Origin of the sequence: Fretibacter rubidus (genome assembly GCF_041429785.1) — a bacterium.
Lineage (GTDB): Bacteria > Pseudomonadota > Alphaproteobacteria > Caulobacterales > Maricaulaceae > Fretibacter > Fretibacter rubidus.
In genome coordinates this window covers 658120-672123 of record NZ_CP163423.1, presented here as the reverse complement: position 1 = coordinate 672123, position 14004 = coordinate 658120, and the positions used below count along the sequence as shown (strand labels likewise).

At 51.0% G+C, this 14004-nt stretch carries 24 protein-coding genes; 1 reads left to right on the top strand and 23 read right to left on the bottom strand.

Going from position 1 to position 14004, the window contains the following annotated elements; all coding sequences use genetic code 11:
- Positions 1 to 36 precede the first annotated feature (36 nt).
- Positions 37 to 918: a penicillin-binding transpeptidase domain-containing protein gene (locus AB6B37_RS03255; protein WP_371397474.1), complete on the bottom strand. Its 882-nt coding sequence runs from the start codon at positions 916 to 918 to the stop codon at positions 37 to 39.
- A 105-nt stretch (positions 919 to 1023) separates the two neighbouring features.
- Between AB6B37_RS03255 and AB6B37_RS03250 the strand changes: the two genes are divergently transcribed.
- Positions 1024 to 2133: a DUF4268 domain-containing protein gene (locus AB6B37_RS03250; RefSeq protein WP_371397473.1), complete on the top strand. Its 1110-nt coding sequence runs from the start codon at positions 1024 to 1026 to the stop codon at positions 2131 to 2133.
- A 74-nt stretch (positions 2134 to 2207) separates the two neighbouring features.
- On the opposite strand, the gene rplQ is transcribed toward AB6B37_RS03250, so the two are convergent.
- From rplQ to rpsS, 22 genes are all read right to left on the bottom strand, one after another.
- On the bottom strand, positions 2208 to 2621 hold the full coding sequence (rplQ, locus tag AB6B37_RS03245) for a 50S ribosomal protein L17 (protein WP_371397472.1): 414 nt from the start codon (positions 2619 to 2621) through the stop codon (positions 2208 to 2210).
- 51 nt (positions 2622 to 2672) lie between these two features.
- Entirely contained in the window at positions 2673 to 3689 is a 1017-nt protein-coding gene (locus AB6B37_RS03240) for a DNA-directed RNA polymerase subunit alpha (RefSeq protein WP_371397471.1), read from the bottom strand.
- A 104-nt stretch (positions 3690 to 3793) separates the two neighbouring features.
- Complete coding sequence (gene rpsK, locus AB6B37_RS03235) at positions 3794 to 4183, bottom strand: 30S ribosomal protein S11 (RefSeq protein WP_371397470.1); 390 nt, start codon at positions 4181 to 4183, stop codon at positions 3794 to 3796.
- A gap of 8 nt (positions 4184 to 4191) precedes the next feature.
- Entirely contained in the window at positions 4192 to 4560 is a 369-nt protein-coding gene (gene rpsM, locus AB6B37_RS03230) for a 30S ribosomal protein S13 (RefSeq protein ID WP_371397469.1), read from the bottom strand.
- Between the two features lie 207 nt (positions 4561 to 4767).
- The gene (locus AB6B37_RS03225) at positions 4768 to 5388 is read right to left on the bottom strand and encodes an adenylate kinase (RefSeq protein WP_371397468.1); all 621 of its coding nucleotides are present in this window, start codon (positions 5386 to 5388) and stop codon (positions 4768 to 4770) included.
- Between the two features lie 31 nt (positions 5389 to 5419).
- Entirely contained in the window at positions 5420 to 6793 is a 1374-nt protein-coding gene (gene secY / locus AB6B37_RS03220) for a preprotein translocase subunit SecY (protein WP_371397467.1), read from the bottom strand.
- 139 nt (positions 6794 to 6932) lie between these two features.
- Positions 6933 to 7862: a 50S ribosomal protein L15 gene (gene rplO / locus AB6B37_RS03215; RefSeq protein ID WP_371397466.1), complete on the bottom strand. Its 930-nt coding sequence runs from the start codon at positions 7860 to 7862 to the stop codon at positions 6933 to 6935.
- Between the two features lie 47 nt (positions 7863 to 7909).
- Entirely contained in the window at positions 7910 to 8098 is a 189-nt protein-coding gene (gene rpmD, locus AB6B37_RS03210; RefSeq protein WP_371397465.1) for a 50S ribosomal protein L30, read from the bottom strand.
- A gap of 10 nt (positions 8099 to 8108) precedes the next feature.
- On the bottom strand, positions 8109 to 8678 hold the full coding sequence (rpsE, locus tag AB6B37_RS03205; RefSeq protein ID WP_371397464.1) for a 30S ribosomal protein S5: 570 nt from the start codon (positions 8676 to 8678) through the stop codon (positions 8109 to 8111).
- A gap of 9 nt (positions 8679 to 8687) precedes the next feature.
- Positions 8688 to 9038 carry a 50S ribosomal protein L18 gene (gene rplR, locus AB6B37_RS03200; protein ID WP_371397463.1) on the bottom strand — a complete coding sequence of 117 codons (351 nt, stop codon included), beginning with the start codon at positions 9036 to 9038 and terminating at the stop codon, positions 8688 to 8690.
- Positions 9039 to 9040: 2 nt separating this feature from the next.
- A complete protein-coding gene (gene rplF, locus AB6B37_RS03195) occupies positions 9041 to 9574 on the bottom strand; it encodes a 50S ribosomal protein L6 (protein WP_371397462.1) in 534 nt (177 codons plus the stop codon).
- 15 nt (positions 9575 to 9589) lie between these two features.
- Positions 9590 to 9985 carry a 30S ribosomal protein S8 gene (gene rpsH / locus AB6B37_RS03190; protein ID WP_371397461.1) on the bottom strand — a complete coding sequence of 132 codons (396 nt, stop codon included), beginning with the start codon at positions 9983 to 9985 and terminating at the stop codon, positions 9590 to 9592.
- Positions 9986 to 9994: 9 nt separating this feature from the next.
- Positions 9995 to 10300 (bottom strand): 30S ribosomal protein S14, encoded by a 306-nt coding sequence (rpsN, locus tag AB6B37_RS03185; RefSeq protein WP_371397460.1) that lies wholly within the window; start codon positions 10298 to 10300, stop codon positions 9995 to 9997.
- Between the two features lie 84 nt (positions 10301 to 10384).
- Entirely contained in the window at positions 10385 to 10945 is a 561-nt protein-coding gene (rplE, locus tag AB6B37_RS03180; protein ID WP_371397459.1) for a 50S ribosomal protein L5, read from the bottom strand.
- On the bottom strand, positions 10938 to 11258 hold the full coding sequence (gene rplX, locus AB6B37_RS03175) for a 50S ribosomal protein L24 (protein WP_371397458.1): 321 nt from the start codon (positions 11256 to 11258) through the stop codon (positions 10938 to 10940). Before rplX ends, rplE begins: the two co-directional genes overlap by 8 nt.
- Before the next feature lie 2 nt (positions 11259 to 11260).
- On the bottom strand, positions 11261 to 11629 hold the full coding sequence (gene rplN, locus AB6B37_RS03170) for a 50S ribosomal protein L14 (protein ID WP_371397457.1): 369 nt from the start codon (positions 11627 to 11629) through the stop codon (positions 11261 to 11263).
- A gap of 48 nt (positions 11630 to 11677) precedes the next feature.
- Positions 11678 to 11908, bottom strand: a complete 231-nt coding sequence (rpsQ, locus tag AB6B37_RS03165; protein ID WP_371397456.1) for a 30S ribosomal protein S17 — start codon at positions 11906 to 11908, stop codon at positions 11678 to 11680.
- Between the two features lie 11 nt (positions 11909 to 11919).
- Entirely contained in the window at positions 11920 to 12132 is a 213-nt protein-coding gene (rpmC, locus tag AB6B37_RS03160; RefSeq protein ID WP_371397455.1) for a 50S ribosomal protein L29, read from the bottom strand.
- A 9-nt stretch (positions 12133 to 12141) separates the two neighbouring features.
- Positions 12142 to 12558 carry a 50S ribosomal protein L16 gene (gene rplP / locus AB6B37_RS03155; RefSeq protein ID WP_371397454.1) on the bottom strand — a complete coding sequence of 139 codons (417 nt, stop codon included), beginning with the start codon at positions 12556 to 12558 and terminating at the stop codon, positions 12142 to 12144.
- Positions 12559 to 12580: 22 nt separating this feature from the next.
- Positions 12581 to 13330, bottom strand: a complete 750-nt coding sequence (gene rpsC, locus AB6B37_RS03150) for a 30S ribosomal protein S3 (protein WP_371397453.1) — start codon at positions 13328 to 13330, stop codon at positions 12581 to 12583.
- Positions 13330 to 13719, bottom strand: a complete 390-nt coding sequence (gene rplV / locus AB6B37_RS03145) for a 50S ribosomal protein L22 (protein ID WP_371397452.1) — start codon at positions 13717 to 13719, stop codon at positions 13330 to 13332. Before rplV ends, rpsC begins: the two co-directional genes overlap by 1 nt.
- Before the next feature lie 2 nt (positions 13720 to 13721).
- Positions 13722 to 14000 carry a 30S ribosomal protein S19 gene (rpsS, locus tag AB6B37_RS03140; RefSeq protein WP_371397451.1) on the bottom strand — a complete coding sequence of 93 codons (279 nt, stop codon included), beginning with the start codon at positions 13998 to 14000 and terminating at the stop codon, positions 13722 to 13724.
- Positions 14001 to 14004 lie beyond the last annotated feature (4 nt).

Genomic DNA, 14004 nt, shown 5'->3' with positions numbered 1-14004 from the left:
TAACAGTGATGACGCAAGACTATTGCATTTGTGTCGTCACTGTTCACTCTGACGCAATGCGGTCAAGGCGCTATCCACCGCGCGCATGCGTTTGGGCGGGTCGGCGTCGCGGTCATCCATATCCATGTTAAACGCAAAGACATAGACCCCCACACCGTCAGGGGTAGGATATTCCTGCCAACCGACGTACCAGCCGATGTCTTGCGCAGTTTCCGAGTAATACCAGCCCGTTTTGGCGTAACGGTTAGCCTCACCCGCCGCTTTCATAATGGCTTTGCCAACAGCATATGTCTGCGGTTTTAGCGGGAATGTTTCATTATGCAGTTTCGTCAAAAACGCCACTTGTTCGCGCGCGGAAATCTTTAACGGCCCTGACAACCAATAAGTCGTCAGATCATCGGGCCCGCCGATATCATGATTGCCGTAATCAAAGTCGCGCAAACCGTCGCCCATTACCGCGGGCCCCAATGTGCGCGCAATGTCTTGAAACACCCATACGGCTGACCGTGCGTATGCCTGGCGCATAGTCTGGTCTTGGTTCCAACTGCTCGCCCAACGCTCTGTCCCGTCCCATGTAAACACCATATCCGGCCCCGTGACATAGCCGTTTTCCAACGCGATAAAGCTATGCGGGATTTTAGATGTTGAGGCCGCCACAAAGCGCGAGTCAAGACGCGCGCCACCATGTGACCAAGTCTTGCCGTCGCTGGGTCTTACAATAAGAAGGGCGGCGCGTTCGGGTTCAATATCCTCAGCCGTCAGAATAGCGTCAAAATCAACGGCGGGTTTCGGCGAGGCGCAAGCAACTAGGGCGAGGAGGGTAATGACGAGTAAAACAGGCTTTAAAATCGATAAGTGCATGATGTAGCTTAATCGAAAGGCGCAGACGGCATAAGGGGGTAATATGGATTTTGCCATTAGCAGTTGGCAATTTCGAACGACATGGCAAATTGCAAATACGCAATCCCTTGCGGCGATTAAAAGAAACTCTTGCAATCTTTTGGTTTCGTGCTTTGGTAGGTAATGCTTATTTTAGACGAAACCACCAACACCGTAAAACAACTCGAACAACGCAGCTTTTCAAGTTTAAACTTGAGCGAACGTAATCACTTGCAAAAATGGATTTTAGACTTTCCTGCGATGTTGGGCGAAGACCTTCTCATCATTCAAGAGGAATTTGATGGTTGGCGCGACACGCGTGAACGTCTTGATGTTCTTGCCATTGATAAGGCAGGGCAACTCGTGATTATCGAAAATAAACTGGACGATTCTGGTCGTGATGTGGTTTGGCAAGCAATGAAGTATGCAGCTTATTGTTCATCACTTTCCAAAGCGGAAATCGTGAAAATCCATAATGAGTATTTGCAAAGTATCGGCGACAACGAGGCCAATGCAGCTGACCGTATTGCCGAATTTCTGGGCGTCGAGGACCTATCGGATATCGACCTCAACGAAGGGTCGGGCCAACGGGTAATTCTTACAGCGGCGCGCTTTCGCAATGAAGTAACCGCGACCGCCCTTTGGATGATTGACCATGGTATTAATATAAAATGCATGCGCATCACGCCCTATAGCCATAACGACAATATTCTGATCAATGTCGAGCAGGTGATACCGCCTATTGAAGCCCAAGAATATATGGTGCGTGTCGGACGCAAAAAATCAGAAGAGAACCAAGATCGATCCCGTAATTCAGACCGTCATATCCTAAGGAAGCGGTTTTGGTCAGCTCTCCTACCGAAATTAACAGATAGCGCAGCTTCCGTATTTCAAAATCGTTCAGCGGGTGTTGATCACTGGCTATCAGGTGCAACAGGTCATTCTGGCGTAAATCATCAGTTCCATTTTTTAAAAGACAAATTGCGTTATGATCTCAATATAGCGAACGCCGCCACTGAATATAACAAGCACGCCTTTGATGCCCTCCAAGCTGAACAGGCGAATATCGACGCAGCTTTTGGTGCACCCCTTATTTGGCTGCGCCTTGATGACTATAAATCTCGTCGTATTTCTTATGAAATTAGTTTTGATAGCTACAACGAAGCCAAGTGGCCCGAAGCGATTTCTTGGCTCAATGAACATATGAACCGTGGAATCGCGGCCATTCAGCCGCACCTTGACGCTCTCAAGTAAACCGCCCCCACCCAGCCCACAAAAAAACCCGCCTTTTGACGGGCGGGGTTTTTGTGATCTGTGTCGCGGAACGCTTATGCGTCGGCTGATGCCTCTTCGCGGGCGCGGTCGACGGCGCCTTTGGCGCTCTCGTCGCGGTCAACGAACTCGATGACAGCCATTGGCGCGTTATCGCCGTAACGGAAACCCGCTTTCATGATGCGGATATAGCCACCGGGACGGTTAGCATAACGCGGGCCGAGAACGTCGAACAATTTCTTTGTCATTGCTTTGTCGCGCGTGCGAGCAACCGCCAGACGACGTGAGCCCAAGTCACCTTTTTTGGCGAGCGTTACAAGCTTCTCCACGATTGGGCGAAGCTCTTTGGCTTTGGGGAGTGTCGTGACAATCTGCTCATGCTCGATAAGCGCGGCAGACATATTCGCAAACATAGCCTTACGGTGGCTTGCTGTGCGGTTTAATTTACGGTGGGCCATTTTATGACGCATGGCTTTATCCTCTTATTTAAGTCAGGCCGCAGCCTAGTAATTCAATTTGACCTAGATGTGGTCATCATATTTTTTAGCAAGCTCTTCGATATTTTCTGGCGGCCAATTTGGCGCGTCCATGCCAAGGTGCAGACCCATAGCCGCGAGAACTTCTTTAATCTCGTTCAGCGACTTACGACCAAAGTTTGGCGTCCGTAGCATTTCGGCTTCGGACTTTTGGATCAAATCACCAATGTAAACGATATTGTCGTTTTTCAAGCAGTTGGCAGAGCGCACAGACAATTCAAGCTCATCGACTTTACGCAGAAGTGCGGGGTTGAAGTCAAGCTCTGGCTTGCTGTCATCACGCGCGCTATCTTCCGGATCGTCAAAGTTCACGAACACTTGGAATTGGTCTTGCAAGATACGCGCAGCAACAGCAATCGCGTCTTCAGGCGTCACCGCACCATTTGTTTCGATATCAATCAGCAGCTTATCATAATCAAGCACTTGGCCTTCGCGTGTGTCTTCGACACGGTAAGCGACGCGTTTGACGGGCGAATAAAGCGCGTCAATCGAAATCATACCAATCGGTGCGTCTTCTGGACGGCTATCAGCGGCAGCGACGTAGCCTTTGCCGGTTGTGACGGTGAGTTCCATACGGATATCAGCATCTTCATCAGCCGTACAAATCACGTGCTCTGGGTTAAGGATTTCAACGTCCGCTGTTTCTTCAATGTCGGCGCCTGTGACGGGGCCGGATCCTGTTTTCTTCAAAAGCAACCGCTTTGGGCCTTCGGCGTGCATGCGCACAGCCAGACCTTTAAGGTTTAGCACGATGTTGGTGACGTCTTCGCGCACACCAGGAATAGATGTAAATTCGTGGACGATACCGTCGATTTGAACAGCAGAGACAGCAGAGCCCTGTAGTGACGACAACAGCACGCGGCGAAGCGCATTACCCAGTGTCATACCAAAGCCGCGCTCTAGCGGTTCAGCAACGATAGTTGCATTACGGATTGGATCACGGCCCGGCATGATTTCCGGGTTGATCGGGCGAATTAGTTCTTGCCAGTTTTTTTCAATCACGGTGTACCTCTAAGGTCGAACGGCGCGTTCTCAAAACATTGAGAAGGCGCCTGTAAAGTCATATGGCGCGGGCGAACCCGCACCTGTGGGCCAATGGCCAGATATTATACGCGGCGACGCTTTGGTGGGCGGCAACCATTGTGCGGCATCGGTGTTACGTCACGAATTGTTGTGATCGTAAAGCCAGTTGCCATCAAGGCGCGCACAGCAGATTCGCGTCCAGATCCTGGACCGTTTACATTGACTTCCAATGTTGTCATGCCGTGATCTTGCGCTTTTTTGCCCGCTTCTTCAGCAGCAACCTGAGCAGCATAAGGTGTCGACTTACGCGACCCTTTGAAACCCATGTTACCCGCAGATGACCATGCAACAGTATTGCCTTGGGCATCTGTGATGGTGATCATTGTGTTGTTAAAGGTGGAATTCACATGCGCAACGCCAGATGTGATATTTTTCCGGTCGGCGCGGCGAACGCGGCCTGGTTCTTTAGCCATGAGACCCTCTACTTCTTCTTACCAGCAATGGCCTTTGCGGGGCCTTTGCGAGTACGAGCGTTAGTGTGTGTGCGTTGTCCCCGAACAGGAAGACCGCGACGATGACGCAGACCACGGTAGTTACCCATGTCCATCAAGCGTTTGATGTTTTGTGACCGTTCACGGCGAAGGTCACCTTCAACCATAAATTCGGCGTCGATTGTTTCACGGATTTTTAGGACCTCTTGGTCTGTCAAATCCATAACACGACGCTCAGCGGCAATACCGACTGTGTCGCAAATTTGCTTCGACTTGGCTGGGCCAATACCGAAAATATAAGTCAGCGCGATAACAACGCGCTTATTCGTAGGGATATTTACACCCGCAATACGTGCCACAATCGGCCTCCTTAAAAATCCTCGCATTCGGCCCCGATATTGGAGCTTTGCGACTATATCAAATTTCGCCGCGCGAAAGCAGCGGAACTGTCGTTAGACATCCGCGAAAGCGGTGTCTTAGTCCTAGTGGATAGCGGCGTCAAGCACCCCTAGCCTTGAATCTGCGAAGAATCTGCACCTTTATGGACAGACTCCTCTATTGGGTGCTTACCCACCAAATAAACGGGCGAAAAACCCCTTTTTAGCGGCGGGTTTGCCTTTGCCATTCGCATTCAGCACATTAGCAATTGACGCGCTAACCTCATCCGGGCTCGCCATGCCGTCAATTTCAGTCAGTTTACCCTGGGCCGAGTAAAACGGCAGTAGCGGCGCGGTTTGTTCGTTGTAATTCCCCAGACGAATTTTAAAGCTCTCTGGATTATCATCCTTGCGGCCCTCTTCGGCGAATCGTTTCGTGACCCGTTCCATCAAGGCGCTGTCATCGACGCACAGGCGCACGACACCGTCGACTTGTGTGCCGTGTTTGGCCAATACGCTATCAAGCGCTTCGGCCTGGGGTACAGTACGCGGAAATCCGTCAAAGATAAAACCATTCGCATTGGGGTGCATGTCCAGCTGCTCTTCGATCAGGGCAATAACAATTTCATCCGATACCAAATCGCCGCGGTCCATAATACCCGCCACTTTCAGGCCAAGCTCCGTCCCGGATTTCTTTGCCGCGCGAAGCATGTCACCTGTAGACAACTGCACAAGGCCGCGCGATTCCACAAGGCGCTTGGCTTGGGTGCCTTTACCGGCAGCGGGTGGTCCAAAAAGGATAATGTTCATAGCGGTCCCCTAGATCGTCTCGCGCGGTGTCTTATTTTTTGCGGCGACGCATGCGGGACTTTTTAATCAGTCCCTCATATTGGTGCGCAATCAAATGTGACTGAATTTGCGCCACAGTATCCAATGTTACAGACACCAAAATCAGCAAGCTCATACCACCGATTAGCATGGCGACAGACGGCGGGATCTGCTTGTTCTGCGCGATAACATACTCTGGCAACACACAAACAAAGGCCACATAAATCGCACCGATAAAGGTCAAACGAGACAAGACATATGTGAGATATTCTGCTGTGCGATCCCCGGGACGAATACCCGGCAGGAAGCCGCCGTTTTTACGCAGGTTATCCGCCACATCATCAGGTTGGAAGACATAGGGCACATAGAAGTAACAGAAGAAGATAATCAATAGGCCGTAGAGCACCAGATAAGTCGGGGAACCGTACCCCAGATAAGCCAGCAGATTGGTCATAATACCGCCTCCACCGCCGCCAGCACTACCAGCAAACATTGCACCCGCCGTTGCAGGCAGCAAAAGAAGTGAGCTTGCAAAAATGGGCGGGATAACACCAGCCGTGTTCAGCTTAAGCGGCATAAAGCTGCTCTCGCCGCCAAAGGTCTTGCCGCCTGCCATTTGCCGCTTGGGATATTGCACCAGCAACCGTCGTTGCGCGCGTTCGACATAAACGATAAGCGCCGTAAGCGCGACAAACATAACGAGGACACCCATAACCAGATAACCTGAAAGCGAGCCTTTTTCGTTCAAGCTAAAGACTTGGAAAATCGCGCGCGGCAGTTCCGCCACAATACCTGCCATAATAATCAAAGAGACGCCATTACCAACACCACGGGCCGTAACCTGTTCACCCAACCACATCAGGAACATTGTACCGCCCACCAATGTAATTACAGTGGAGACATCAAAGAAAAGGCCAGGATTAATCACAACGCCTTGCGCCCCTAAGGCGCGGGAAATACCGAAAGCTTGGAACGCGGCCAAAAATACAGTCAAATAGCGCGTATATTGGTTGATTTGCTTGCGACCCTGCTCGCCGTCTTTATTCAATTCTTTCAAAGACGGGATAGACCCCTTCATCAGCGTCATAATAATCGAGGCCGAAATATAGGGCATCACGTTAAGCGCGAAAATAGCGAGGCGTTCAACCGCGCCGCCCGCAAACATATTCAGACGAATGAGCAAACCTCCGCCGCCATCGCCGTCATTACCCGCCGCAAAAATGGCTTGGAACTTGTCCAAATCAATCCCAGGGATCGGGACATAGGTACCGATGCGGTAAACGATCAAAATAAGGAGGGTAAAGAGCAAACGCTGTTGCAGTTCTTTGGCTTTACCAAAGGCTGACAAATTCATATTGCTTGCGAGTTGTTCGGACGCTGAGGCCATGCGGATCCCGTTTCTTCTCTGTGCTTCGCTCCAGACGTAAGGTCAAGCGAGCGGTATAAGCAAACAATATAGGAAGTCCGGCCCAAAGAACCAGACTTCCCATTATTTAATTACAGACCGGGTTCCCCCGATACATAGTTTAAAATTCGCCTAGCTTGCCTTCGGCCTTAGCCAGCAAGTAGTAGAATGTTACGCGGTTTTTCATGCGTGTGGGTTTCATTGTTGTGCAAACCGCTTTGACTTTTTCCATCGCAGCGTCTTTGTCATCAATGCCCATTTTCTTTTTCATGAAGCCTTTGACAATCGTCTCAAGCTCTGTCTCGTCAGAACACGCAACATATTTAGCGTCTTTATTCTTTAGCGACGCGCCCAGATATTTTTCAATCTTGGTGACAACAGCTTCGTCAGCGTCAGCGTCATATTTACGCGTGACGGTGAGGTATTCAGATTCGTCTGATTTAGCCGCTTTAGCTTTTGGCGCAGCTTTCGGCTTTGCTTCAGTCTTTGCCTCAGCTTTGGGAGCCGCTTTCGCTTTTGGCTCAACCTTGGCAGGCTTAGCCGCTTTAGCAGGTTTCTCAGCGCCCTCAACTTTTGTGCCCTTCATGACTTTGTCACCTGAAATCGTGACCGTGCCTTTGGCGTCTTCAACAATCTTTGTCGCACCAGGCGTTGCACCCGCAACCACCAACTTAAGCGGCTTTGATAGCTTACCACCACCGATAAGGCGAACACCGTCATGCGCACGGCGGATAACGCCGGCTGCAATCAACGCTGTTGCGTCTAAATCAGCCTTGCCGTCAATCTTGCCAGATTCAATCGCGCGGTTAAGCGTTGCGATAGACAGTTCTGCATAACGCTTGCGGTTTGGCTTGTTAAAGCCACGTTTTGGCAGGCGCATGTGAATTGGCATTTGACCGCCTTCAAAGCCCTTAATCGCCACACCAGAGCGTGACTTTTGACCTTTGACACCGCGGCCACCGGTTTTACCTTTGCCTGAGCCGATACCACGGCCCACACGGATGCGGTCCTTAGTAGCGCCAGGATTATCACTGAGTTCGTTCAAACGCATTTTCGTCTCCATCCCCGAAATAAGGGGAGTTCAGCCCGAAGGCTTATCTACTCTTCTACAATCTCAACCATGTGGGAAATCTTGTTGATCATACCGCGTACAGACGGTGTGTCTTCAAGTTCGCGCACGCGGCCAACTTTATTCAGGCCCAAACCAATCAAGGTCTGACGCTGCTTGTCGTTCCGGCGGATGGGGCTACCCGTCTGACGGACTTTCAATGTTTTGCTCTTAGCCATGATCTGCTCTCTACGCTTCAATTGCGTCTGGTGCACTTGCACCGTCTTGACGACGGGTCACAATGTCACCGACTTTTTTGCCGCGCTTATTTGCAATTGAGCGCGGGCTTTCGGCCGCTTTCAATGCATCAAATGTTGCCCGCACCATGTTATATGGATTGGATGTACCCAAAGACTTGCCAACCACGTCTTGCACGCCGAGGCATTCAAGAACGGCACGCATTGGACCACCTGCAATCACGCCAGTCCCGGGAGGGGCCGAACGCATCAGGATTTTGCCCGCGCCGTGACGGCCGCGCATATCGTGATGGATTGTGCGACCTTCACGAAGAGGGACGCGGATCATTGTCTTTTTGGCTTCTTCTGTTGCCTTACGGATGGCTTCTGGCACTTCGCGCGCCTTACCCTTACCAAAGCCAACACGACCATTTTCGTCGCCCACGATCACAAGAGCGGCAAAGCCCATGCGGCGACCACCTTTTACGGTTTTCGCAACGCGGTTAATGTGGACCAAACGGTCGACAAATTCATTTTGTTCTTCATCGCGCTTATCGCGGCGGTTATCTTCACGGCGTGCCATGGGTAACTCCTAGAATTTCAGACCGGCTTCACGCGCCGCATCTGCTAAGGCCTTCACACGACCATGATAAAGATAAGGTCCGCGGTCAAAGACAACGTCTGTGACTTTGGCCTTGCTTGCGCGCTCGGCAATAAGCTTGCCAATGCGCTTTGCGGCTTCGACATCAGAGCCTTTGGCCTTTTTGTCTTCAAGCGTTGATGCAGAGACGAGTGTTACGCCCTGTGCATCATCAATGATTTGAACAGAGATGTTCTTATCAGAGCGGAAGACGGATAGACGCGGACGTCCATTTGAGTTTTTCTTGAGACGGCGGCGAACGCGTTGAGCCCGACGCTGCATTAATTTACGTGCAGATTTCATGACTACTTCTTCTTACCTTCTTTAGAACGGACATATTCGCCAACATAGCGAACGCCTTTGCCTTTATAGGGCTCTGGCTTACGGAAGCTGCGGATTTCCGCGGCGACTTGACCGACCTGTTGTTTATCGATGCCTTCAATGATGACTTCTGTTGGCTTTGGTGCCGTGATTTTGATACCCGCGGGTGGCGTGTAATCAATATCGTGCGAATAGCCAAGCTGTAGTGAAAGGTCATTACCCTTCATCGCAGCCCGGTAACCAACACCGCGAAGCTCTAGCTCTTTTTTAAAGCCGTTTGTGACGCCTTCAATCATGTTAAAGACCATTGTGCGGGCCATGCCCCACATCGCTTTCGCTGTTTTTTCGCCTTCAACGGGTGACACAGTAAACTGGTCGCCGTCGAGTTTACCTGTGACGGCATCTGGCAATGTGAAGTTAAGTTCGCCTTTTGGCCCCTTAACCGTGACCGCTTGACCTGTTTGGGTCAAAGTGATGCCGGCTGGGATCGTGACAGGCTGTTTACCAATACGTGACATAGTTCTCTCCCCCGCCTAGCTTACGTGACACAGGATTTCGCCGCCGACATTGGCTTCACGAGCAGCGTGGTCGCTCATAACACCCTTGGGTGTAGAGAGAACCGCGATACCGAGACCATTGCGGACTTGCGGAATGCTTTTTGCGGATGAATAGACACGACGGCCAGGCTTTGACACGCGCTTGATTTCGCGGATGACGCCTTCGCCTTCGAAGTATTTCAACTGGATTTCAAAGGCGCGAAAACCGTCAACTTCGGTTTCTGCATAGCCTTTGATGAAACCCTCATCAGCCAAAACGTCAAGCACGCGACCGCGAAGGTTTGATGCAGGTGTTAGGCATGTGCTGCGAGAGCGCATTTGAGAGTTACGGATACGTGTGAGCATATCGCCGAGTGGATCTGAGAATGACATGCGACCCTCCTACCAGCTTGATTTCACAAGACCAGGGACAAGGCCCTGGCTGCCAAGTTCGCGAAGCGCGATACGAGACATTTTCATCTTGCGGTAATAACCGCGCGGACGCCCCGTGACTTGGCACCGGTTGCGAACGCGTGACGGCGCAGAATTACGCGGCAGATCAGCCAGCTTCAGCTGCGCAGCAAAGCGCTCTTCCACGGGCAGGTCTTTATTACGGGCGATATCTTTTAATAGCGCACGCTTAGCGGCATATTTCGCCACTAATTCTTGACGCTTAAGATTGCGCTCAATAGCACTTACTTTAGCCATTTAAGTCTCCTTGAGTTGCAAGGTACGGTTCATTCCGACCCTGCTTTGTCTGTTGCGTAAACTTAGGATTTCGTCCCCCGGTAATTACTTACCTTTGGGGAAAGGGAATCCAAGCTCTGCCAACAGTACTTTGGCTTCTTCATCAGTTTTGGCGCTTGTTTGCACCACGATATCCATACCGCGCATAGTTTCGACTTTATCATAGTCGATTTCTGGGAATACGATATGTTCTTTCAGGCCCATGGCATAATTGCCATTGCCGTCAAATGATTTGGCGTTCACGCCGCGGAAATCCCGAACACGCGGCAGTGCGATGTTGCACAGACGGTCAAGGAATTCATACATGCGGTCGCGGCGCAGTGTTACTTTTGCACCAATAACCATGCCGTCGCGAAGCTTAAAGCCCGCGATAGATTTTTTGGCCACTGTGCGTACAACTTTTTGACCTGCGATCAGCTCTAGCTCTGCAATGGCGGCTTCGACTTTTTTCTTGTCGCCGACACCTTCGCCGAGACCCATGTTCAGAACAACTTTTTCAACGCGGGGAATCTGCATGTCATTTTTATAGCCAAACTGTTCTTTTAGCTTGGCACGAATTTCGTCGCGGTAAACAACCGATAGGCGGGGTTCATATGGTTTAGACATCGATGACCTCCCCAGACTTCAAAGCCACGCGGACTTTTTTACCGTCTTTCAGGGTTTTGAAACCAACACGGGTTGGCTTGGACGTTTTCGGGTCAATCAGTGACACATTGGACACGTGTATCGCCGCTTCAAACTGCTTAATACCGCCTTCAGGATCAGCCTGGGTCGCGCGCGTGTGGCGCTTCACCATAGCAACACCTTTGACGATGACGCGTTCTTCCTTTGGGAAGACTTTCAAGACTTCGCCCTTGCGGCCTTTGTCTTTACCAGCGAGCACGATAACCATGTCGCCTTTTTTAATCTTAGCTGCCATGACTATAGCACCTCTGGAGCGAGTGAGACGATTTTCATGTGATTTTTCGCACGTAGTTCACGGGGAACTGGGCCAAAAATACGTGTGCCAATCGGCTCGCCGTTATTGTTGATGATGACAGCCGCATTGCCGTCAAAACGAATGACAGAGCCGTCACGACGGATAATGTCCTTGCGCACGCGCACGACAACCGCACGACGCACGTCGCCTTTTTTCACTTTACCGCGTGGGATTGCTTCTTTGACAGAAACAACAATCGTATCGCCAACATGGGCGTAACGACGTTTAGAACCACCCAGCACTTTAATGCACTGAACGCGGCGGGCGCCTGAATTATCGGCGACATCTAGGTTTGTCTGCATTTGGATCATGAGACGTCTCCTTGTTAAAGAGGGTTGGTGTAACGATTAATCAGATGATTAATCCGTGTACACTTCCCACCGCTTGAGTTTACTCCGGGGTGGACATTCACGAATGCGAACGGTGTCACCGGATTTGATTGAATTTGTTTCGTCATGTGCATGGTAGCGTTTAGTCCGGCGCACAGTCTTTTTCAAAAGAGGGTGTAGATAGGTCCGTTCGACCTTAACCACAACCGTTTTATCACCTTTATCAGAGACCACTTGGCCTTGCAGAATTCGTCTTGGCATTGCGGGCTCCTTTAACCGGCTGCTTTAGGGGCAGCGGCCTTTTTTTCGGCCATAATCGTTTTAAGACGCGCAATATCGCGGCGCACTTCACGCACACGGGCGGTCTTCTCTAGCTGACCAGTTGCCTTTTGAAAGCGGAGGTTAAACGCCTCTTTCTTAAGCTCGATTAGCTTCTCGTTCATTTGGTCGGCGGACATAGCCCGCATATCAATCGTTTTTGACATAACGTGCTCCTATTGCTCGCCAGGACGTGTGACGATTTTTGTGCGCACAGGAAGCTTAGCCGCACCAAGGCGCAACGCTTCACGGGCAACAGCATCAGACACGCCGTCAATTTCAAACATGATCCGGCCGGGCTTGACCTTACAGGCCCAAAACTCGACGGAACCTTTACCTTTACCCATACGGACTTCGGTTGGTTTTTTCGTCACGGGAACATCAGGGAAGATGCGAATCCACACACGACCAGCCCGCTTCATGTGACGGGTAATCGCACGACGTGTCGCTTCGATTTGGCGTGCAGTAACGCGTTCTGCCTCTAGGCTTTTCAAGCCGTAAGAGCCGAAAGTCAAAGCTGTGCCGCCTTTGGCAACACCTTTGATCCGGCCCTTATGGGCTTTACGGAATTTGGTACGTTTTGGCTGTAACATTGTGCTTCTCTTTACCTACCGACTAGTTCCGACCGCGTCCGCCGCGATCACCACCACGGTCCCCACGAGGACCACGGTTGTCGCGACGTCCACCACCTGAATCAGCCTGGTTCGTCATACGTTTTTCATGTGCATATGGGTCATGCTCTAGGATTTCGCCTTTGTTGATCCATACTTTGATACCGATAATGCCGTAAGCCGTCAGCGCACGCGCTGTGCCGTAGTCAATATCAGCCCGCATTGTGTGCAAAGGCACGGAGCCCTCTTGGTACTGCTCGATACGCGCAATTTCTGCACCGCCGAGACGACCACCAACTTTAATCTTACAACCCACTGCGCCCATGCGCATAGCAGACTGCATAGACCGCTTCATGGCGCGGCGGAAAGACATGCGGCGCTCTAGCTGCTGCGCGATGCCTTCGGCGACCAAGTTAGCGTCAACTTCAGGCTTACGCACTTCAACAAGGTTGATGAACACTTCGCCGTCGACCATTTCAGCCACTTTTTTGCGGAGCTTCTCGATGTCGCCACCTTTTTTACCAATCACAACACCCGGACGTGCCGTGAAGATTGTGATGCGGCATTTTTTGTGAGGACGCTCGATAACGATGCGTGACACAGAGGCTTGCTTTAGCTCTTCTTCCAAGAAGTTGCGGATAGCCAAGTCTTGGTGCAATAAATCGCCATATTCAGCCGTGTTGGCATACCAACGTGACATCCATGTGCGGTTAATACCGAGGCGCAGGCCAATTGGATTAATCTTCTGACCCATTACGCGGCCTCCTCTACGTCTGCGACTTCGCGAACGACAATTGTCAGCTCTGAAAACGGCTTTAGGATACGGGCGCCACGACCACGAGCACGAGCGCGGAAACGCTTCATGACCAAGTTCTTGCCGACATAAGCCTCAGACACGATAAGATTATCAATATCAAGACCGTGATTGTTTTCGGCATTAGCGATTGCGCTCTCAAGACACTTTTTAACGTCGCCAGAAATACGCTTATGCGAGAATTCCAGATCAGCCAAAGCCTTGTCGACTTTTTTACCGCGAATAAGTTGCGCAACCAAGTTCAGCTTAATTGGGCTGATCCGGATCATGCGCAGCTTTGCGCGCGCTTCGTTGTCCGCTACGCGGCGTGGATTTTTAGTCTTAGCCATCTCTACTTCCGCTTCGCTTTTTTATCGGCCGTGTGACCGTAATATGTGCGTGTTGGTGCAAATTCACCCAGCTTGTGACCGACCATATCTTCGTCGACAACAACTGGCACAAATTTGTGACCATTGTGAACCTGGAACGTCAAGCCAACAAAGTTAGGCATGACAGTTGAACGGCGAGACCATGTTTTGATCGGCTTGCGACGACCTTCTTCATGTGACGCTGCCGCCTTTTTAAGTAGATATCCGTCAACAAACGGACCTTTCCAAACTGAACGTGGCATATCA